Below are 19,189 nucleotides of genomic sequence, written 5' to 3' on the forward strand. Positions count from 1 at the left end.
CAGGCTCATAACCTGAAGGTCGTAGGTTCAAATCCTACTCCCGCAACCAAAACGAGGTCACACGAAAGCCTCAGCGCCCATGCCCTGAGGCTTTCGTGCGTTCGGGACCCTGCCGCTTCCGCCAGCAGCAGCAGCAGTCTCAGCAAGCTCAATCATCCTGAACAGATCGCCGTGCAGTTCCAGTCGACAATGCCTGCCGCCTCTACCGTTGCCGCCATGGACGACCATCGCCTCGATCAGCCTGCGGATTGCTTTGCGCGAGGCGCTGGCGTCTCACGTTGCCCAATACTGGTCCATCTCGGCGATGGCGATGCGATACACCGCCTCGCAGCTGGTGGGGGAGGCGGATCACCCCGCGTTGCGGGGATCGGCAAAGGCAATCAACGTTCGAAGCTGCTGGGGACGAGGGGTTCATTCACGGCACTCATCCCACCGCGATCATCGAAATCTGGCGGCCGTAGCTGCTTTCGCCGCGATGGCAGGAGCGGCGGTAGCTATAAAAGCGGTGGGGCTGGCTGTAGGTGTCCTCGTCCAACAACTCGACCCGCTCCAGCCCAGCGTCCGCGAGCCGTGCGGCGACATAGGCGGCAATGTCGAACTGGCAGTGGCCTTCCCGCCCCGCGCTGAAGAAGCGCGCATTTCCGCCATCCTGATCTTCGAAGGTCCGAGCAAAGTCCAATGTCACTTCATAAGATGCGCGCCCGATACAGGGCCCGATAGCGGCGCGAATTCGCCCGGCCCTCGCCCCCAGCGCCTCCATCTCCTCGACGGTCCGGTCAGTGACGCCGTTGAGCGCTCCTTTCCAGCCCGCATGTGTCGCGCCTATCACGCCAGCCTCGGGATCGGCGAGCAGCACGGGTACGCAATCCGCCGTCAATATGCCCAATATCAGCCCTGGACGATCAGTTACCATCGCATCGGCGGCCGGGCGGTCCACTTCGGGAATTGGCGCCGTGACGGTCACCACATCGGGGGAGTGAACCTGACGCACCGTCACCAGCTGAGCGCCGGGGAGGAGAGCGTCGCGCGCCAGCTCGCGGTTGCGCAAGACGGCGTCCCGCTCATCCTCTGATCCCAGGCCGACATTCAGACCGGCATGAATTCCGCCAGACACACCCCCTTGGCGGCCCGCGAAACCATGGGGCACATCGCCAAGGGACGCCGCCCGCAGCAGTTCGATCATCATTGGCTTCCTTATTCTGTGTCGGCGTTGCGCAACATACTTGCGCGCGCTCGATTAGGCGATAGTCTCATGACCATAGAAAAGAGGAGAGCGGCCACCTGGCCGCCCCCGGGCAAGGCATCGAGACAAAGGGCTCCATTCATGATCTTCGGGCGCATCAAGCCGCTGGACGCCATATTGGCAACAGCCGAAAAGAAATCCCTCGTCCGCACATTGGGGCCGGTCCAACTGACGCTGCTGGGCGTCGGCGCGATCATCGGCACCGGCATTTTCGTGCTGACCGCCGCCGCCGCGCAAAAGGCGGGGCCGGGCATGATGTGGAGCTTCGTCATAGCGGGCGCGGTCTGCGCCTTCGCGGCGCTCTGCTATTCCGAAATCGCGTCGATGGTGCCGGTCTCCGGCTCGGCCTATACCTATACCTATGCCGTGGTCGGCGAATTGCTGGCCTGGATGGTAGGATGGGCGCTGATACTAGAATATGCCGTCGCCGCCAGCGCCGTTTCGGTGGGGTGGTCAGGCTATTTCATGGGCCTCATGAAAAGCCTTACCGGGCTGGAATTACCACAGGCTTTGTCTGCGGGGCCCGTCTGGACGATGAATGGCCTGATCCCCCATGCCGACTTCACGCATGGCATGATCAATATCCCTGCCATCGTCGTTGCGCTGGCAGTGACCGCGTTGCTGGTGATCGGCACCACGGAAAGCGCCCGTGTCAATGCGGTTCTGGTGGCGATCAAGGTGACGGCGCTCACCGCCTTCATCCTCCTGACGCTGCCCGCGCTCGACACCGGCAATTTCTCGCCCTTCGCGCCCAACGGATGGTTCGGCCCCGAAGGGACCAGCGGCATGGGCATCGTGGGCGCGGCGGCGTCCATCTTCTTCGCCTATGTCGGGTTCGACGCTGTTTCGACGGCGGCTGAGGAAACCAAGAACCCGCAGCGCAACGTGCCGATCGGCCTGATCGGCAGCCTCGCGCTCTGCACCATCTTCTATCTGCTGGTCGCCGCCGGGGCGATCGGGGCCATTGGCGCCCAGCCGGTGCTTGGGCCCGATGGTTCGGTCGTCGCGCCCGGATCGCAGGGCTTTGCCGCCGCCTGCGCCACCGCGGCCCATGCCAATGATCTGGTCTGTTCGAACGAGGCGCTGGCCCATGTGCTGCGGTCGATCAACTGGACGGTCGTTGGCAACGCCTTGGGCCTCGCCGCCAATCTGGCGCTGCCTTCGGTCATCCTGATGATGATGTTCGGCCAGACGCGCATCTTCTTCGTCATGGCGCGTGACGGGCTGCTGCCCGAAAAGCTCGCGAGCATCCATCCCCGCTTCAAGACGCCGCATGTCGTGACGATGGTGACCGGGGTCTTTGTCGCGATCGCCGCCGCCCTGCTGCCCGTGGGGCAACTGGCCGACATTTCCAATTCCGGCACGCTCTTTGCCTTCTTCATGGTGTCGATCGCCGTCATGGTCCTGCGGGTCAGGGACCCCCATCGCGCGCGTCCATTCAGGACGCCCTTCATCTGGCTGATCGCGCCGGCGGCAGGCTTCGGGTGCGTGTTCCTGTTCTTTAACCTGCCAGTCGACGCGCAACTGGTGCTGCCGGTCTGGGGCGGCTTGGGGCTGCTGCTCTATTTCCTCTATGGCCATCGCAAGAGCCATGTGGCGCGGGGGCTGATCGAAACGCATGAGCAGGACAGCGGCATTCCGCCGCAGCCGGTGCCGCCGATGCCCGGCGCGCCGACGCCAGGCGGGCGTGACGCTTGAGGGGTGAGGAAAGGGGGGAGCGCTGTCTCCCCCTTTTTTGTCAGCGAACCGCGCCGATCTCCGGTTCGCGCAACTCACCAAGATGGGGGCGAGTGAACAGCTTCCCGCGTTCCGCCCAAAGGATGACCAGCAGGGACAATATGCCGAAGCTCAGCATGCCGACTGTCAGCGGCAGGGTCGATCCGTCGAAGGACAGGCCGACCAGGCTGCCGAGCGCGCTGGAGACGGCGGTCGTCAGAAAGGACTGAAAGGACGAGGCCGCGCCCGCTCCCCTGGAGAAGGGCTCCATGGAAATGGAGCTGAAATTGGAAGCGGTGAACGACACCATCAGCATGGTCACGGACTGAAGGATGAGGAAGCTGACCAGCGTCTCAAGGCCCGTCAGTATGACAATCACATGCACGATATTAGTGAGGATCAGGCCCAGCAGCGCGCCCTGGCTCAGCCGCCGCGCGCCGAAGCGCGAGACGAGGCGGCTGTTCACCAGACTGCCGATCCCCATGCTGCCCGCCATCGCCGCGAAGGCGAAGGGGAAGATGGCCTGCGCGTCGAACACGTCGAAGAAAATCTGCTGGATGGAGAGGATGAAGCCGATCAGCCCACTCATCGCCACACCGCTGGCCAGCATATAGCCGATCGAACTGCGGGTGGTGACGATCAGCTTTACTGTACGCAGCAGGGACGAAATGCTGATGGGAATGCGATTTTCGCGCGCCAATGTTTCAGGCAGGCGGATCAGCATCCACAGCAGGATCAGCGTCGTCAGGATGGACAATATCCAGAAGATCCAGCGCCACGGCGCTATCCACAGAATCGCTTGCCCGAAGGCGGGCGCGATGACCGGGATCAGCATGAAGACGGCGAAGATCAACGACATGACGCGCGCCATGGCGTCGCCGCGGAACCGGTCGCGGATGATGCTGACGGCGATCACCCTGCTGGACCCCGCGAAAAAGCCCGCCATCGCGCGCCCGCTGAGCATCATGGCGAAGCTCTGCGCGCTGGCGCAAACGACCGAGGACAGGATGAACAGCGCCATCGCGCTGCCCAGCACCTTCTTGCGGCCAAAACGGTCGGACAGCACGCCGAACAGCAGCGACCCGATCCCCAGCCCCATGAAATAGACGCTGATGATCAGCTGCCGGTCATTGGGTTGCGCGATGCCAAGGTCCCGGCCGATGTCCGGCAGGGCAGGCAGCATCGGGTCGATCGACAGGGCATTCATCGCGATCAGGCAGGCGGAAAGGAGAACGAACTCGCGAAACGGTATGTCCTTTTTCGGCCGGACCGGCGCTGTGATTTCCGGGGAAGCGGTCATGCGGCTGACTATGGGGATAATCCCCCGCATGCGCCACCCCCTGATCGGAATTTCAGCGCATTAACCCTGCTGCTCCAAGCCTGCCCGCGCGCGCCGCCGCATTTCCAAAAGCCGCGTTAACCATTTTTTATCACGGTCCGTCCATTTTGCCCCTCGTGGAGAACCATGCAGTCGAAATCCATGAGGGGGATTCGGTAATGGCGAACAGTCTGAAAAGTGCGCAATTTCTGATCGAAAGCCGCAGGTCGAACCCGGCGTTCGAATCGGCGGAAGTCTGTTTCGAACTGGGTGTCGCCTATAGCTGCGGCACCGGCGACCTGCCCGTCGATCTGGTGGAGGCGCATAAATGGTTCAACCTCGCCGCCTTGCAGGGCAGTGAAGAGGCCCAGGCGATGCGCGCCGAGATTGCCGAGGAAATGACCGCGCGGGAAATCGCCGAGGCGCAACGCCAGGCGCGTGCCATGATCGCCACGGCGCAGCTCCGCGCCGCCTAGAAGCTCAGCCGGGCTTGCGGAACGGCGCGCGCTCGGACAGCCAGGCGCGATCGCGTTCCACGCTGGCCCGTTCCTCCGCTAGAAAATCGGCCACGGCCCGGCGGAAAGAGGGATTGGGCAGATAATGAGCGGAATAGGTCGGTTCGGGCGCATAGCCGCGCGCCAGTTTATGGCCGCCCTGCGCTCCAGCCTCGACACGCGACAGGCCCCGCGCGATGGCGGCATCGATCGCCTGATAATAGCATAGCTCGAAATGCAGGTTGGGGACGTCTTCGGTACAGCCCCAGTAGCGGCCGTAGAGCGCATCTTCGCCGATCAGGTTCAGCGCGCCCGCGATGGACCGGCCCTGCCGCTGCGCTACCACCAGCAGAACGCTATCCGGCATGCTTTCGCCCAGCAGGGAGAAGAAGGCGCGGGTGAGATAGGGCCGTCCCCATTTGCGCGCGCCCGTATCCTGATAGAAGCGCCAGAAATCGTCCCAATGTTCCTCGCGCAGGTCAGCCCCGGTCAGGTGGACGATGTCGAGTCCTTCGACCGCTCGCGCCCGTTCCTTGCGGATATTCTTCCGCTTCGCGCTGGACAGGCTGGTGAGGAAATCATCGAAATCGCGATAGCCTTTGTTGGTGAAGTGAAACTGGATGTCCTCCCGGATCAACCAGCCCGCCGCTTCGAACAGCACAAGCTGCACCGGTTCGATGAAGGTCGCGTGCGCCGATGAGAGCGTATTGCGGTCGACTACCGTTTCGATCCCCGCGATCAACGCGGGTGCGAGCGAAGGATCGCGCAGCAGCAGGCGAGGGCCTGATACGGGCGAAAAGGGCGCGCAAAGCTGAATCTTGGGATAATAGCGTCCCCCGGCGCGCTCCCACGCATCGGCCCAGCCATGGTCGAACACATATTCGCCCTGGCTATGCGTCTTGCCATATAGCGGCGCTGCTGCGGCGATCCGCCCGTCAGCGCCATCGATCAGCAGCGGCAGCGGCTGCCACCCCGTGCCGGGGCCGACGCTGCCCGATTTTTCCAGCGCTGCCAGAAAGTCCCAGCTCATGAAGGGATTGGCGGTGCCAGCGCACGCGTCCCATTGGTCGCGCGGCAGTTCCGCGATGCCGCTCGCGACCCTGGCTACGCACTCAGTCACCCGCGGCCTCGAAAATGATTTGATCGGCATGGCGCGCGGCGCGCGCGCGATCATCATCCGTGCGCACGGTCCAGGTCAGCACCGGCAGCCCTTCAACGCGGGCACGGGTGGAAAGGGGGGAAGGCAGGTCGCGAATGTCACAGGCCACAAAATCGGGTTGGGCAAGCCAAAGCGCAAGTCCGCGCCGGGCCTGCGCGCGCCAGCCTTGAGCCCCTTGCTCCGTTACGACCAGCCCGCGCGCCATCCGGGGCATGCGCCGGGCAAACCAGCGCATGGCGATCGGATTGAAGGACATGACCGCCGCCTTCGCGCCGCTGTGCCGGGCCAGATCGCGCGCGACCGCTTCACAGGCCGGGCCGGCATGCCGCCCCATCACCTTGATTTCGATCAGCAGCGGCACCTCCGTCCCGCACAGCGCGAGCAAGGCGTCGAGCCGTGGGATGGTTCCGCCGTCACGCAGCGTCACCTGATCAAGCCGCGCAGCGGTCCATGCGGACAGCTCGCCTTCCACTCCGGTCATGCGCGACAGCGCCGCGTCGTGGAAAACCATGGCCACGACGTCCCGGCTCAGCCGCACATCGCATTCGATGCCATGCCCCGCAGCGATCGCCGCGCGGAAAGCCGCCATGCCGTTTTCACTGACCCCCGGCCCATGCAGCCCGCGATGGGCAAAGGGCCGTTCAGTCAGGAAGGCGATTCGATCAGGCAGCGGGCCGGACAAGGACCACAGCGTCGATTTCGACCGCAGCGCCCAGCGGCAGGACGGGGACGCCCACCGCACTGCGCGCATGCTTGCCCGCTTCGCCGAATATTTCGACCATCAGTTCCGACGCGCCGTTGGCGACCTTGGGCTGGTCGGTGAAGCCGGGCGCGCTGCTGATGAACGCGCCCAGCTTTACGATTCGTTCGACGCGATCCAGGCTGCCGAGCGCCGCCTTTATCTGCGCGATGAGGTTGAGGCCGCAGGCGCGCGCCGCCTTGATGCCAAAGTCGAGGTCGCGGTCCTCACCCAGACGGCCAGTCATCAACTGCCCTTCGGACAGCGAGATCTGCCCGGAAATATGCAGCAGCCCGTTCGCTTCGACAGTGGCGACATAGGCGGCGACAGGCGCGGCGGCTTCGGGAAGGGTGATATTCAGTTCGGCAAGCCGGGCTTCAACGCTCATGCAGGGCTCCATCGGATGGCGGGGTGTCGGAAGGAGCGGGGCCTTGGGCCAGCCGCTCGGCGATCCATTGTTCGGCCGCATGCCAGTTGTCGATCCGCGCATGGGCAAGCGGCGCGGCCGCGATGGCGGGGGCCAGTTCGGGCTCGCCGACCATGTGCAGCCGCCAGACGTCCGGCGCATGCTGGGCCACGGAGGCATGATGTTCCGCCAGATCGTCGATGAAGAGAGCGGCGGAAGGTTTGCGGTCAGCGACGATGGCGGCGAGCGGCGGGCCCTTGCCTCCCTGGTTCCAGTGGACCGGATGATGCAGGCCGTGCGCGGCCAGTTGCTCGATTCGCAGCCCGTGATGACGCTCGCCGATATTGGTGAGCACGACGATGTCGGCGATGCGCGACAAGCGGCCAAGCGCCTCGATCGCGCCCGCGATCGGCCGTTGCCGGTGCATTTCCGTATCGAAGAAGCCGATGAGCAGCCGCCAGACCAGCTCGCGTTCAAGCGGCACGCCACTGTCCTTGTGGCGCAACGCTTCGACGAAGCCGGGCTCGCGCATGTCGAAATGGACATTGTGATGCTCGTCCAGCCACTGGCGGAACGGAACCACCATGTGCAGCAGCACTTCGTCGCAATCGGTGATGATGAGGGGACGGGTCATGAACGGAGCCTCGCTTTGACCCCGATCAACTGCGTGGGCGTCGTGCCGATCGATTCGGCGCAGGCGATCAGGTCGGGCTCATGATCGGCCAGGAAATCCAGCACTGCGCCCAGCACCGCCGGATTGCCGACGCCCGCGCGCAGGGCATCGGCGTCCAGCCCGGTGAGCGCCAGCAGGCGATCCGCCCGGCGCTCGTCGCTCAATGTCCAGGCGAGCGCCAGCAGCGCCAGCGTTCCTGCTTCCTGGGCATCGTCCTGGCTATCCTGCTTGCCTTCGGGGTCATGGGAACGCATGATGAATTCTCGGCGAGAGGCTGATGTATAAAAGCGCATATCCTGTGCGCATGATCGAAACGCGGGTGACTGGTGGCAAAGCGCGTGCTCGTTGTCGAGGACAACGAACTCAATCTCAAACTTTTTTGCGATCTGTTGCGCGCGCACGGGCATGAAGTGCTGCCCTTGCGCGATGGCCGCGATGTCGTGGCGCAGGCGCTGGAGTTTCGCCCGGACCTGGTGATCACCGACATCCACCTGCCGCATGTCAGCGGCCTTGACCTCATCATATCGTTGAAGCGCGATCCGCGCCTGTCGGCCGTGCCGGTCATGGCCGTCACCGCCTATGCCGGAAAGGGCGATGAAGACCGGATTCGCGGCGCGGGGGCGCAAGCCTATGTGTCAAAGCCGATTTCCGTGCTGCGCTTCATGGAGCAGGTGAACGCGCTGCTGTAACGTCCGGGCCAAGATCGTCATCGGACCGTCATGCGGCTTTCATCGCCGTGTCTCTGAAATGAAGTCCTGATTTCATCCGGCTCTGCCAACCCCCTTCGCCATGGGCGCCGCAAGCGGCGGACAGCCCGATTTGCAATAGGGGTAACAGCATGTCTCATCTGACCGACGAAGCGCGCGCGCCGTTTCGTGATGCCCAGCCGACGATCACGGCGGGCGACGATAGCCTGGAAGCCATTGTCGCGGCCAATCCGGGCCGCCGTTCCGTCCTGAAGAATGGCCTTCTGGGCCTGTCCATCCTGCCGATGCTCGGCGCGCTTGCCGCCTGTGACGACGATGACGACGATAATTCGGGATCGCCTTCGCCCACCCCCAGCCCGACGCCCACTCCGGCGCCCGCGCCCAGTTATTCGATCGCGTTCGCCTCGGTTGCGGCCAATCAGAATGACACGGTCACCGTGCCCAACGGCTATACGGTCGACGTGCTGCTGAAGGCCGGCGATTCCGTCGAGGCGGGCACGCCCTATTCGGGCAGCTATCCGACGCCCGCCGACGCCGAAAAATGGGCAGGCGGCAATCATGACGGCATGGAATATTTCGAGCTGTCGGGCACCGACGCCAATCAGGGCGGGCTGCTGGCCATCAACCATGAGCTTGCCGACTACAACATCCTTTTTTCCGGCAGCTACGATGCCGCGACCGCCAGCGCGGATCAGAAGGCGCTGGCGCTTTCCGCCGTCGGCATCTCGGTCGTCGAAGTGGCCAAGGGGACGGACGGCAAATGGGCGGTGAAGGCGGGTTCGCGCTATAACAAGCGCTACACCGGCAACAGCAGTTACAAGGCGAGCGGTCCGGCTTCGGGCCTGCTGTCCAACACGATCAAGGGCATGCTGAACAACTGCTCGTCGGGCCGCACGCCCTGGGGCACCTACCTCACCTGCGAGGAAACCACCGACAATTATCTCGACCCCACGCAGCCTGAGAATAATTACGGCTGGGTCGTGGAAATCGATCCCTATCAGGAATTGGCGCAGCCGACCAAGCGCACGGCCCTCGGCCGCTTCGACCACGAAAATGTCGCGCACATGACCGACAGCAACAAGCGCGTTGCCTTCTACATGGGCGATGACAGCACACCCGGCTGCATCTACAAATTCGTGTGCGACCGCGCCTACAACTCCAGCAATCGCGCCGCCAATACCGATATGCTGGACCATGGCACGCTCTATGTCGCGCGCTTCAATGCGGACGGATCGGGCGAATGGCGGGCGCTGGTGCAGGGACAGAATGGCCTGCTGCCCGGCGCTTCGGACCCCGGCAATGTCAGCCAGAGCACGACGCCGCCTACCCCTGTGATCGTCAACTTCAACACCGATGCCGATGTGCTAATCAACACCAAGTCGGCGGCGCGCGTTGCTGGCGGCACTGTGATGGACCGGCCGGAATGGCTGACCGTCGCGCCCGACAACAGCGCCGTCTACTGCACGCTCACCAACAATAGCAGCCGCCGGGTCGCCGACGCGGCCAATCCCCGCATCCGCAACCTTCACGGCCACATCATCAAGTTCAAGGAGAAGGACAATTCGCCGCTGGCGACGACCTTCACCTGGGAAATCTTCCTGCTGGCGGGCGATCCCGGCCTGTCCGCTGGCGGATCGAACCTGGTGGGCGACATCAAGGGCGATACCTTCTCCAGCCCCGATGGCATCCGTATCGACCCGCAGGGCCGCCTCTGGGTGCAGACCGACCATAGCGTTCCCGGCAATTCGGGCGTGACCGGCACGACCATCGACCAGGCTTTCGGTCACAATGCGATGTTCTATGTCGATCAGACCAGCAAGCAATCCAAGCGCTTCCTGGTCGGGCCGGAGGGCTGCGAGATCACAGGCATCGCCTATACGCCGGACCTCAAGACCTTCTTCGTCAACATCCAGCATCCCACGGGCAACTGGCCGGTCGCGGGGCAGCAGCCGCGTTCGTCGACTGTCGTCATCACCCGCAATGACGGCCAGCCGGTCGGCAACTGATCAGCCGGAGGAGGGGGCGCATGTTCCCTCCTCCCTTCGCCGCGATGGCCGCCGGGCGGCCGCTCACCCTGCTCTCGGCCACGTTCGAACCGAGCGTCGCGGAACGTCCGGCATGAACAAGGAAAGGCCCGCTCCCACATGGGACGGGCCTTTTCGTTCAGCCGCTCAAAGGGACCCAGGCGGGCGAACCCGCCTTCGGATCACTTGATCTTGGCTTCCTTGAACTCGACATGCTTGCGCACGACCGGGTCATATTTACGGAAGCTCAGCTTCTCGGTCTTCGTGCGCGGATTCTTCTTGGTGACGTAGAAGAAGCCGGTGTCAGCCGAGCTGACGAGGCGAATCTTGACGGTTGCTGGCTTGGCCATGGCCCTGGTTCCTGGTCGTAATATCGTGAAAAAGAAAAGCGGCCCCCTCAATCTTTCGAAAAAGGGCCGCCCCGTTTCAGCAGCCGCCCATGGGGGAGATTCGGCGCCATGTCAAGACGAAGCCGCTGGCGGGCAAGCGCCGGGCTTAGACTTTACGCGGCCTTAACCTTCCCCAGGCATCCTGCATGGAAGACGCCAAGGGGACAGGGGAGAATTCTCCATGCGACATGATCCGATGCTGGCCATTCTTGCAGATCTGCTCGCGCGGGTCGACGGCCTTGCCGGGCAGCGGGGCCATTGGAGCGACCTGCGGCTGCGCGAGGAGCTTGACCAGATCCGCCATTTGTCACGCGCCTATCATATAGACAGCGTCGAAGGCCTGGCCTGCACGCTGCAATCGGCGCTGTCGTTGCAGGGCATGGGTCCGGTAGTGCTGTCCTATCTGGACCTGATGCGCGACGCGATCGCTGCCGAGCGCCCCGGCGGGGACGTCGTTCCGCTGCCGGTGGCGGCAAGACCGGCCGCCAGCGCCGGGCCCTCGATCGCGCTTTGACCTCTGACCGCCACTGATGGATGCGTTGCTGACCGCGCTGCTGGGGTGCCTGCTGGGCGGCATCGGCGACAAGAGCCAGCTTCTGGCGCTGATGCTGAGCGCCCGCTTCCGCAGCGACGGCGCGGTGATCGCGGGAGCGGCCCTGGCCGTCGCCGCGAACGCAACGCTCGCCGCATTTGCCGGAGCCTTGATCGGCCCCATGCTCGGTTCGCAGGCGCGATTGCTGTTTCTGGCGCTCGCCCTGCTGATGCTGGGCGGCGGAATGCTGTGGCCGGTCAAGCAGCCCGATCCGCTGGCCGACTGGCCCACCGGGCCTTTCCTGACATCGGCGCTGGGGCTTTTCATCCTGGGCTTTGGCGACGGGCCGCAATTCCTGATCCTGGGCATCGCCGCCCGGACCGCTGATCCGGTGCTGGCGGGGCTGGGCGGAGCGCTGGGCATGATGGCGGCGCTGATTCCCGCCATATTGCTGCGTGACCAGCTGACCAGGGCCATTCCCCTGCGCGCCATCCGCATTGGCGGAGCGGCCATCTTCCTGGCGTCAGGGCTGGGCGCGGCGGTGTCGGCACTTGGCCTGACCGACTGATCGATCCGCTTCATCAGACTAAGCGAGGATTTCAGGAGGAATTTCCGCTCTTGTCATGGCACCTTCTCGTGAGCAGATCATTATACGGCCGAAACCATTTGGACTCAGGAGCAAGGCATGACCGCACCCGATCTCAAAACCCCGACGGACCTGCGCAGCAACGCCACCAAGTCGGTAGCTGAAGCGCTGAACGGCGTGCTGGCGGACAGCTATGCGCTGTATTTCAAGACCAAGAATTTCCATTGGCACGTGTCCGGCCCGCATTTCCGCGACTATCATCTGATGTTCGACGAGCAGGCGGCGCAGATCCTGGCCACGACCGACGCCATTGCCGAACGCGTGCGCAAGACCGGCAACACGACGCTGCGGTCGATCGGCGACATATCCCGCCATCAATCGCTCAAGGACAATGACGCCGATTATGTGAGCCCCGGCGACATGCTGAACGAACTGCGCGAAGATAATCTGCGCCTTGTCGAATCGCTCCGCGCCGCGAAGGCCGCGGCGGCCGAGGCAGGCGACAATGCGACCGAAGGCATTGTCGACGACTGGACCGACGAAGCGGAGGAACGGGCCTGGTTCCTGTTCGAAGCGGGCAGGAACGCCTGACCGGCCGTTAAAATATTTTCACACGGAGGCGCGGAGGGCGTGGGGGTTGTTCTCTGCGGCCTCTGCGCCTTCAGTCCTGCTGGACGGCGCTGATCGCGATGATGTCGAGCATGCCGCCCCTGGGGCCGAACTCCACTTGCTCACCGGCTTCCGCATCCATCATCGCGCGGGCGAGGGGGGAGGAAAAACTGATCAGCCCCGCATTGGGGTCCGCCTCGTCATCGCCGACGATAGTGACCGTCTTTTCGGCGCCATTCTGCCGGTAGGTAACGCATGTGCCGAACGCCACCGTCTCTCCGTCAGGCACCGGCCGCAGTTCCGCCGTCGCCAGCCGGGTGCGCCAGTAACGCAGTTCGCGCTTGAGCTTCTTCGCGTCCTCCTCGGACATCTCCCCGGTAAGGGCCGCCTCCAGCGCGTCCACCCTCTCCCGCGTCAGCCGCAGGCCGCGCGCCGTCACCCAATTGGGACCAAGTGGCAGCGGCAGTTCGAAGCTGGGTTCCAGATGCTCCTCGTCGCTCTCGCGGCGGAAGGCGACGCTCATGGCACTCTCCTGACAAAGGGTTGAGATTGGAAGCGCGCGAGCGGCTTTCAATCCTCGTCGAACAGCCCCGCAAGCTGCTCCACCATCGTGCCGCCCAATTGTTCGGCATCCATGATGGTCACGGCGCGGCGGTAATAGCGGGTGACGTCATGACCGATGCCGATCGCCACCAGTTGGACCGGCGACCGGGCCTCGATCCATTCGATCACCTGCCGCAAATGCCGCTCCAGATAGGTGCCGCTGTTCACCGACAAAGTGGAATCATCGACCGGCGCGCCGTCGGAAATCACCATCAGGATGCGGCGTTCCTCGTGCCGGGCGATCAGGCGGTTATGCGCCCATAGCAGCGCTTCGCCGTCGATATTCTCCTTCAGCAGCCCCTCGCGCATCATCAAGCCCAGATTCTTGCGCGCGCGCCGCCAGGGCTCGTCCGCCTTCTTGTAGATGATGTGGCGCAGATCATTGAGCCGCCCCGGCATGGGCGGACGGCCCGCCGCCAGCCAGTCTTCCCGGCTCTGCCCGCCCTTCCAGGCGCGGGTGGTGAAGCCCAGGATCTCCGTCTTGACGCCGCAGCGTTCCAGCGTGCGCGCCAATATGTCGGCGCTGATCGCAGCGATGCTGATCGGCCGCCCGCGCATCGATCCGCTATTGTCGATCAGCAGCGTCACGACCGTGTCGCGAAACTCCGTGTCGCGCTCCACCTTGTAGGACAGCGAACGGGTGGGATCGATGACGATCCGGGCGAGCCGCGCCGCATCCAGCAGCCCTTCCTCCTGATCGAAGTCCCAGGACCGCGACTGCTGCGCCATCAGCCGCCGTTGCAGCCGGTTGGCGAGCTTCGTCACCGCGCCCTGAAGGCTGGTGAGCTGCTGGTCCAGAAAGCCGCGCAGCCGCAGCAGCTCATCCTCGTCGCACAGATCCTCCGCCGTGACGATCTCGTCATGCAACTGGGTATAGGGCTTGTAGTCGAAGCCGGGCGGCAGGTCGGACAGCGGCCGGTTGGGGCGGACCGGCATCATGCCTTCCTCGCCCATGTCATCGGCGCCTTCGTCGCTGTCGGCGTCGAACTCCTCGCTATAGTCGGTGTCGCCTTCCTCCGTGTCGCCGCCGCTGTCGTCGGCGCGCGCTTCGGCGTTCATGTCGCTGTCGCCAGCCTGATCCTCGCCCGAATCGCCTTCGTCGGGCGCGTCTTCCTCATCCTCGCCCTGCTCGTCGGGTTCCGGCTCGTCCGGTTCGGGGGGCATGTCGGCTTCGACGAGTTGCAGATGCTCCAGCATTGCCTGCGCCATCTTCTGAAAGGCGCGCTGGTCGTCGATCGCGAGGCCCAGCGCGTCGAGGTCCGCACCGGCCTTGTCCTCGATCCATTGATCGACCATCGCCATGCCCGCGGCGGCTTCCTTGGGGATGGCCTGGCCCGTCAGCCGCTCGCGCACCTTGAGCGCGAGCGCCGTGGACAGCGGCACTTCGTCCGCCGACCGCGCGCGGCGCAGCGGGTCGGACTTGAGTTTCAGGTCCAGCGCATGATTGAGGTTGGCGCGCACCCCTTCCATCGCGCGCGACCCGATCGCTTCGACCCGCGCCTGCTCCACCGCGTCATAGACCGCCCGCGCCGTGGCGTCGGCGGGCGCGGCGCTGTTGTGCAGGCGGCTGTTGTGATGCCGCAGCCGCAGGGCGTTGGCGTCGGCGAACCCGCGCGCCAGCGCCACCTGATCGGCGGGCAGGTTGCGGCCGGGCGTTGGCACCTTGATCGCCTTGCCCGCCAGATGCGGCGCGTCGGCGGTGAAGCCCACCTCCACCTCCGCATCGCGCGCGATCGCCCGCGCCGTGCCGGACAGCACGTCCTTGAATGCGTCCAGGGGCGAACGTTCGGCCATGCCGTCAGGCCGCCCGGTGCGCCACGCTCTCCGGCAGGTCCTTGCCGAATACCCGCTGATAATATTCCGCCACCAGCGGCCGTTCCGCCTCGTCGCACTTGTTGAGGAAGGAAAGGCGGAAGGCGAAGCCGACATTCTTGAAGATCAGCGCGTTCTGCGCCCAGCTGATCACGGTGCGCGGGCTCATCACCGTAGAAATGTCGCCGTTGATGAAGCCCTGGCGGGTGAGTTCCGCCACCTTGATCATATTCTCAACTTCCTTGCGGCCGCCTTCATGATCATATTCGCCCGACTTGGCGAGGACGATCTGCGCTTCGGTCGCGGCGGGCAGATAGTTCAGCGTCACCACCAGGTTCCAGCGGTCCATCTGGCCCTGGTTGATCTGCTGCGTGCCGTGATAAAGGCCGGTGGTGTCGCCCAGGCCTACCGTATTGGCCGTTGCGAACAGGCGGAACCAGGGGTTCGGGCGGATGACGCGATTCTGGTCGAGCAGCGTCATCTTGCCGTCGGTTTCCAGCACGCGCTGGATCACGAACATCACGTCCGGGCGCCCCGCATCATATTCGTCGAAGACCAGCGCGACAGGCCGTTGCAACGCCCAGGGGAGCAGGCCTTCGCGGAATTCGGTGACCTGCTGACCTTCGCGCAGCACGATGGCGTCGCGGCCGACCAGGTCGATGCGGCTGATATGCGCGTCCAGGTTGATGCGGATGCACGGCCAGCGCAGGCGGGCGGCGACCTGTTCGATATGGCTCGACTTGCCGGTGCCGTGATAGCCCTGCACCATCACGCGGCGGTTGAAGGCGAAGCCCGCCAGGATCGCCAGCGTCGTGTCCGGGTCGAACACATAGGCGGGGTCCAGATCGGGCACGCGCTCGTCGGCTTCGGAAAAGGCCGGGATCTTGAGGTCGACATCCACCCCGAACACTTCCCGCGCGTCCACCTCGCGGTCGGGCGCGGCCAGCAGCGTTTCGGACCGGGTATCGGGCTGGACGTTGGGAATGTCGGTCATTTCCTGGTCTTTCTCGTCAATTTGCTCCAGCCCCTAAACGATCGGAGACCGGCCTGTCGATAGAGTGGGGCCTCATTCTCCGGCGATCAAGCGGCCCCTTGAGCCGAACTGGCCTTCTTGGTCCTGATCGGGGGGTCTGGTTGCTTCCTGTTAATCCGGTGCTGATAGGGTTGGGTCATGAAAGCTCTCTTCGCGGTCCTGTTTCTGATGGCCATCAACAGCTGGACGATTCTCTGTTTTTGGCATGATAAGAGCCGGGCCATCGCAGGAGGCCGCCGGATCAGGGAGTCCGATCTTTTGGGCTTAGCCATGCTGGGCGGATCACCAGGGGCGCTGCTCGCCCGCCGGTGGTTCCGTCACAAGACCCGCAAGGAGCCATTTTCCACCCAGCTGATGATCATCACTGTTGTGCAGGCCGGACTCCTGATTGGCTGGTTTCTCCTCTGATATTTCAGGCGAAGGCCGCCGCCTTGCGCAGCAGGCCATAGGCCTCGATCACGCCTTGCAACGCGCTTTCATGGCTGCGGTCGCCGCCATTATGGTCGGGATGGTAGCGGCGCAGAAGTTCGGTATAACGCTGCCGCAGCGCCTTGCGATCCGCGTCGATGGGAAGGCCCATCACCGACAGCGCCTTGCGGTCCTCGTTCGACAGGAACTTGCCGTCCTGCCGCATCTGATTGTCGGCGCGCGCCTTCGCCACCCGTTCCTTGAACTTGGCCCCGATCGCGTCGAGCGGGTCCTGAAAGTCCGACCAGCGCGGCGGCGGGCTGGCGGCGTTGGAGGAAAAGGCCCGCGTCTCCCTTTCCCACCCCGCATAGGGGCGCTGGGCGGCGGCGATCTCTTCCGGGCTCATGCCGGTGAAGAAATTATAACCCTGGTTGAAGGCGCGGACATGGTCCAGGCACAGCCAGCGCCAGCGCGGCCCTTCCTGGCTGGACCGGCTGCCTTCCAGCGGCGGCGCGCGGAATTCGCCCGGCTCCGGGCAGCCTTCGACCGCGCAGGGGCGGTCGCTTTCCACGCGGCCATGGAAACGGTTGAAACGGCGGGTCGAGAAAGGATCGCTGGCCAAGATTGTCCTGTGCAGGGTTCATGCAAAACCCCTATATAGGGGCCATGAGCATCCAACTGAAAGGCCCGGTGGCCACGGAAATCGAAGCGCGGCTGCGCGCCGCCCTGTCACCCGAACATCTCGCCGTTCTCGACGACAGCGACAAGCATCGCGGCCATGCCGGTCATGACGGATCGGGCGAAAGTCACTTCACGGTGGAAATCGTGTCGGCCCAATTCGCAGGGCAGAGCCGTGTCGCCCGCCAGCGCATGGTGAACGCCGCGCTCGCCGAACTGCTGCGCGACAAGGTGCATGCCCTCGCGATCAAGGCGCGCGCGCCGGGCGAAGCCTAAGGAGACGAAAGCGCGCGTCATGCGTTCACGCCCTGCTTGATGCGGGGCGAGGAGCGGCGCATGGCTTATGATTTCTGGTACTGGCCCTCCATTCCGGGCCGCGGCGAATTTGTCCGCCTGACCCTTGAGGCGTGCGCGATCCCCTATCGCGACCGCGCGCGGGAGGACGGCGCGGAGGCGCTGATCGCCGACATGGCCCGCCACGACGCCGGGCCCGCCTTCGCGCCGCCCTATATCGCCACCGACGGACGGACGATCGCCCAGACGGCCAATATCCTCTTCTACCTTGCCGAACGGCATGAATGCGGGCCTTCCGGTCTCAAGGCGCGCTATTGGCTGTTGCAGGTGCAGTTGACCATCATGGACATGGTGGCCGAAGCGCATGACGTGCACCATCCCCTGTCCTCCGCGCTCTATTATGAGGAGCAGAAGGCCGAAGCGCTGCGCGCCGCCCATGGCTTTCGTGATCAGCGCATTCCCAAATATCTGGCCTATTTCGACCATGCGCTCGCCAGCGAAGCGGGCGGATGGCTGGCTGGGGAGCGATGGAGCTATGCGGACCTGTCGCTTTTCCATCTGGTCGAAGGGCTGCGCTACGCCTTCCCGCTGCGCATGGCGACGCTGGCGCGACGCTATGCCCGCGTCGAGGATTTGCATGGGCGGGTTGCCGCGCTGCCCGAATTGCAGGATTATTTCGGCAGCAACCGGCGTCTTTCGTTCAACGATCAAGGCGTCTTCCGCCATTATCCCGAACTGGACGCCCCATGATCCTTGACGAACTCATCATCCAGACGATCACGCCCACCACGCATGATCTGGGCGACTTTCGTGTCCACAGGTCGCTGCCAGCGCGAGAGCGGACGATGGTGGGGCCCTTCATCTTCTTCGATCAGGCGGGCCCGGCGCGGATCGGGCCGGGGCAGGGCATCGATGTGCGGCCCCACCCGCACATCAACCTCGCCACCGTCACCTATATGTTCGAAGGCGCGTTCCTGCATCGCGATTCGCTGGGTACGGAGCAGCTGATCGAGCCGGGCGCGGTCAATCTGATGACGGCGGGCAGCGGCATCGTCCATTCCGAACGATCGCCGGATGCCGAGCGGGCGAAGCAATCCAAGCTTTCGGCGATCCAGACCTGGCTTGCCCTTCCCGACGGGCGGGAGGAGATGGAGCCCGCTTTCGAGCATGTGAGCGAGGGCGGCTTGCCCATCGTGGATTGCGGCCACGCCCGCGCGCGGGTGATCATGGGCACGCTATGGGGCGAAAGCGCGCCGGTCACGACCTATGCGGAGACCATCTATGCCGATATCCAGCTATCGCCCGGCGGCAAGGTTCCGATCGACACCGATGCCGATGAGCGCGCAATATATGTCGCGGGCGGCGACGCGGCGCTGGACGGCGTGGCCCTGCTGCCCCAGACCCTCTATGTCCTGCGCCCAGGCACGCGCGCCACGCTGATGAGCGTCGATGGCGGCAGGGTCATCTATTGCGGCGGGGAAGCCTTCAAAACGCCGCGCCATGTCTGGTGGAATTTCGTCTCATCGACCACCGAGCGCCTCTATCAGGCGCGCGAGGATTGGGAAGCGATGCGCTTCCCCCTGATCCCCGGCGACGATCAGGAATTCATCCCGATCCCGAAAGGCCGCCCCAAGACGGTGAGCTATCCTTAGCGCAACCTCACTAATGGGAATATGAGAACCGCGCTCCTGCGCAGGCGGGAGCCCGGTTCCGATGCCTGCGCAAGAGCCCTCCAGGCGGCATTTTACCCGTTGATTAGGGCAGAT

The 19,189-nt window shown here is 64.4% G+C and carries 23 protein-coding genes; 11 read left to right on the top strand and 12 right to left on the bottom strand.

Features of this window, described 5'->3' with window-relative positions:
* Positions 1-424: 424 nt before the first annotated feature.
* Positions 425-1,183 (bottom strand): peptidoglycan editing factor PgeF, encoded by a 759-nt coding sequence (pgeF, locus tag ET21_RS0118130; protein WP_030540772.1) that lies wholly within the window; start codon positions 1,181-1,183, stop codon positions 425-427.
* A 141-nt stretch (positions 1,184-1,324) separates the two neighbouring features.
* Between pgeF and ET21_RS0118135 the strand changes: the two genes are divergently transcribed.
* Entirely contained in the window at positions 1,325-2,941 is a 1,617-nt protein-coding gene (locus tag ET21_RS0118135; RefSeq protein WP_021239139.1) for an amino acid permease, read from the top strand.
* 40 nt (positions 2,942-2,981) lie between these two features.
* Here ET21_RS0118135 and ET21_RS0118140 read toward each other — a convergent pair whose 3' ends face one another.
* Positions 2,982-4,259: a multidrug effflux MFS transporter gene (locus tag ET21_RS0118140; protein ID WP_030540773.1), complete on the bottom strand. Its 1,278-nt coding sequence runs from the start codon at positions 4,257-4,259 to the stop codon at positions 2,982-2,984.
* A 197-nt stretch (positions 4,260-4,456) separates the two neighbouring features.
* Here ET21_RS0118140 and ET21_RS0118145 point away from each other — a divergent pair, with 197 nt between their 5' ends.
* Positions 4,457-4,753: a hypothetical protein gene (locus tag ET21_RS0118145; protein WP_021239141.1), complete on the top strand. Its 297-nt coding sequence runs from the start codon at positions 4,457-4,459 to the stop codon at positions 4,751-4,753.
* Positions 4,754-4,757: 4 nt separating this feature from the next.
* On the opposite strand, the gene ET21_RS0118150 is transcribed toward ET21_RS0118145, so the two are convergent.
* The 5 genes from ET21_RS0118150 to ET21_RS0118170 are packed head-to-tail and all read right to left on the bottom strand — an operon-like array spanning position 4,758 to position 8,002.
* A complete protein-coding gene (locus tag ET21_RS0118150; RefSeq protein WP_030540774.1) occupies positions 4,758-5,891 on the bottom strand; it encodes a GNAT family N-acetyltransferase in 1,134 nt (377 codons plus the stop codon).
* Entirely contained in the window at positions 5,884-6,579 is a 696-nt protein-coding gene (locus tag ET21_RS0118155) for a glycerophosphodiester phosphodiesterase family protein (protein WP_272945224.1), read from the bottom strand. Before ET21_RS0118155 ends, ET21_RS0118150 begins: the two co-directional genes overlap by 8 nt.
* Before the next feature lie 13 nt (positions 6,580-6,592).
* Complete coding sequence (locus ET21_RS0118160) at positions 6,593-7,057, bottom strand: RidA family protein (RefSeq protein ID WP_030540776.1); 465 nt, start codon at positions 7,055-7,057, stop codon at positions 6,593-6,595.
* Positions 7,047-7,709 (bottom strand): hypothetical protein, encoded by a 663-nt coding sequence (locus tag ET21_RS0118165; protein WP_021239145.1) that lies wholly within the window; start codon positions 7,707-7,709, stop codon positions 7,047-7,049. Before ET21_RS0118165 ends, ET21_RS0118160 begins: the two co-directional genes overlap by 11 nt.
* Complete coding sequence (locus tag ET21_RS0118170) at positions 7,706-8,002, bottom strand: DUF3572 domain-containing protein (RefSeq protein WP_030540777.1); 297 nt, start codon at positions 8,000-8,002, stop codon at positions 7,706-7,708. Before ET21_RS0118170 ends, ET21_RS0118165 begins: the two co-directional genes overlap by 4 nt.
* Positions 8,003-8,074: 72 nt before the next feature.
* Here ET21_RS0118170 and ET21_RS0118175 point away from each other — a divergent pair, with 72 nt between their 5' ends.
* Positions 8,075-8,437 (top strand): response regulator, encoded by a 363-nt coding sequence (locus tag ET21_RS0118175; RefSeq protein ID WP_021239147.1) that lies wholly within the window; start codon positions 8,075-8,077, stop codon positions 8,435-8,437.
* Positions 8,438-8,586: 149 nt separating this feature from the next.
* A complete protein-coding gene (locus ET21_RS0118180) occupies positions 8,587-10,461 on the top strand; it encodes a PhoX family phosphatase (protein WP_030540778.1) in 1,875 nt (624 codons plus the stop codon).
* A 200-nt stretch (positions 10,462-10,661) separates the two neighbouring features.
* On the opposite strand, the gene rpmG is transcribed toward ET21_RS0118180, so the two are convergent.
* The gene (rpmG, locus tag ET21_RS0118190; RefSeq protein WP_007687342.1) at positions 10,662-10,829 is read right to left on the bottom strand and encodes a 50S ribosomal protein L33; all 168 of its coding nucleotides are present in this window, start codon (positions 10,827-10,829) and stop codon (positions 10,662-10,664) included.
* A gap of 220 nt (positions 10,830-11,049) precedes the next feature.
* On the opposite strand from rpmG, the gene ET21_RS0118195 reads away from it, so the two are divergent.
* From ET21_RS0118195 to ET21_RS0118205, 3 genes are all read left to right on the top strand, one after another.
* Complete coding sequence (locus ET21_RS0118195) at positions 11,050-11,382, top strand: hypothetical protein (protein ID WP_030540779.1); 333 nt, start codon at positions 11,050-11,052, stop codon at positions 11,380-11,382.
* A gap of 16 nt (positions 11,383-11,398) precedes the next feature.
* On the top strand, positions 11,399-11,968 hold the full coding sequence (locus tag ET21_RS0118200) for a TMEM165/GDT1 family protein (RefSeq protein ID WP_030540780.1): 570 nt from the start codon (positions 11,399-11,401) through the stop codon (positions 11,966-11,968).
* Positions 11,969-12,085: 117 nt separating this feature from the next.
* Entirely contained in the window at positions 12,086-12,577 is a 492-nt protein-coding gene (locus ET21_RS0118205) for a Dps family protein (RefSeq protein ID WP_021239151.1), read from the top strand.
* A 70-nt stretch (positions 12,578-12,647) separates the two neighbouring features.
* On the opposite strand, the gene ET21_RS0118210 is transcribed toward ET21_RS0118205, so the two are convergent.
* From ET21_RS0118210 to cobS, 3 genes are read right to left on the bottom strand one after another with little or no spacing between them, the layout of a single operon-like run.
* Positions 12,648-13,118 carry a GreA/GreB family elongation factor gene (locus ET21_RS0118210; protein WP_030540781.1) on the bottom strand — a complete coding sequence of 157 codons (471 nt, stop codon included), beginning with the start codon at positions 13,116-13,118 and terminating at the stop codon, positions 12,648-12,650.
* Between the two features lie 47 nt (positions 13,119-13,165).
* Positions 13,166-14,992 (bottom strand): cobaltochelatase subunit CobT, encoded by a 1,827-nt coding sequence (gene cobT / locus ET21_RS0118215; RefSeq protein WP_030540782.1) that lies wholly within the window; start codon positions 14,990-14,992, stop codon positions 13,166-13,168.
* A 4-nt stretch (positions 14,993-14,996) separates the two neighbouring features.
* On the bottom strand, positions 14,997-16,004 hold the full coding sequence (gene cobS / locus ET21_RS0118220) for a cobaltochelatase subunit CobS (RefSeq protein WP_021239154.1): 1,008 nt from the start codon (positions 16,002-16,004) through the stop codon (positions 14,997-14,999).
* Positions 16,005-16,181: 177 nt separating this feature from the next.
* Between cobS and ET21_RS0118225 the strand changes: the two genes are divergently transcribed.
* On the top strand, positions 16,182-16,451 hold the full coding sequence (locus ET21_RS0118225) for a DUF1294 domain-containing protein (RefSeq protein ID WP_030540783.1): 270 nt from the start codon (positions 16,182-16,184) through the stop codon (positions 16,449-16,451).
* Between the two features lie 4 nt (positions 16,452-16,455).
* Here the strand turns inward: ET21_RS0118225 and ET21_RS0118230 are convergent, their stop codons facing one another.
* Positions 16,456-17,073, bottom strand: a complete 618-nt coding sequence (locus tag ET21_RS0118230) for a J domain-containing protein (RefSeq protein WP_030540784.1) — start codon at positions 17,071-17,073, stop codon at positions 16,456-16,458.
* A 44-nt stretch (positions 17,074-17,117) separates the two neighbouring features.
* On the opposite strand from ET21_RS0118230, the gene ET21_RS0118235 reads away from it, so the two are divergent.
* From ET21_RS0118235 to ET21_RS0118245, 3 genes are read left to right on the top strand one after another with little or no spacing between them, the layout of a single operon-like run.
* Positions 17,118-17,405 carry a BolA family transcriptional regulator gene (locus ET21_RS0118235; RefSeq protein WP_030540785.1) on the top strand — a complete coding sequence of 96 codons (288 nt, stop codon included), beginning with the start codon at positions 17,118-17,120 and terminating at the stop codon, positions 17,403-17,405.
* A gap of 60 nt (positions 17,406-17,465) precedes the next feature.
* On the top strand, positions 17,466-18,173 hold the full coding sequence (locus ET21_RS0118240) for a glutathione S-transferase (protein WP_030540786.1): 708 nt from the start codon (positions 17,466-17,468) through the stop codon (positions 18,171-18,173).
* Positions 18,170-19,075, top strand: coding sequence for a pirin family protein (locus ET21_RS0118245; RefSeq protein WP_030540787.1), 906 nt, complete (start codon positions 18,170-18,172; stop codon positions 19,073-19,075). Before ET21_RS0118240 ends, ET21_RS0118245 begins: the two co-directional genes overlap by 4 nt.
* The last annotated feature ends 114 nt before the right edge of the window (positions 19,076-19,189 follow it).

Origin of the sequence: Sphingobium sp. DC-2 (assembly GCF_000722555.1) — a bacterium.
Taxonomy (GTDB): Bacteria; Pseudomonadota; Alphaproteobacteria; order Sphingomonadales; family Sphingomonadaceae; genus Sphingobium; species Sphingobium quisquiliarum.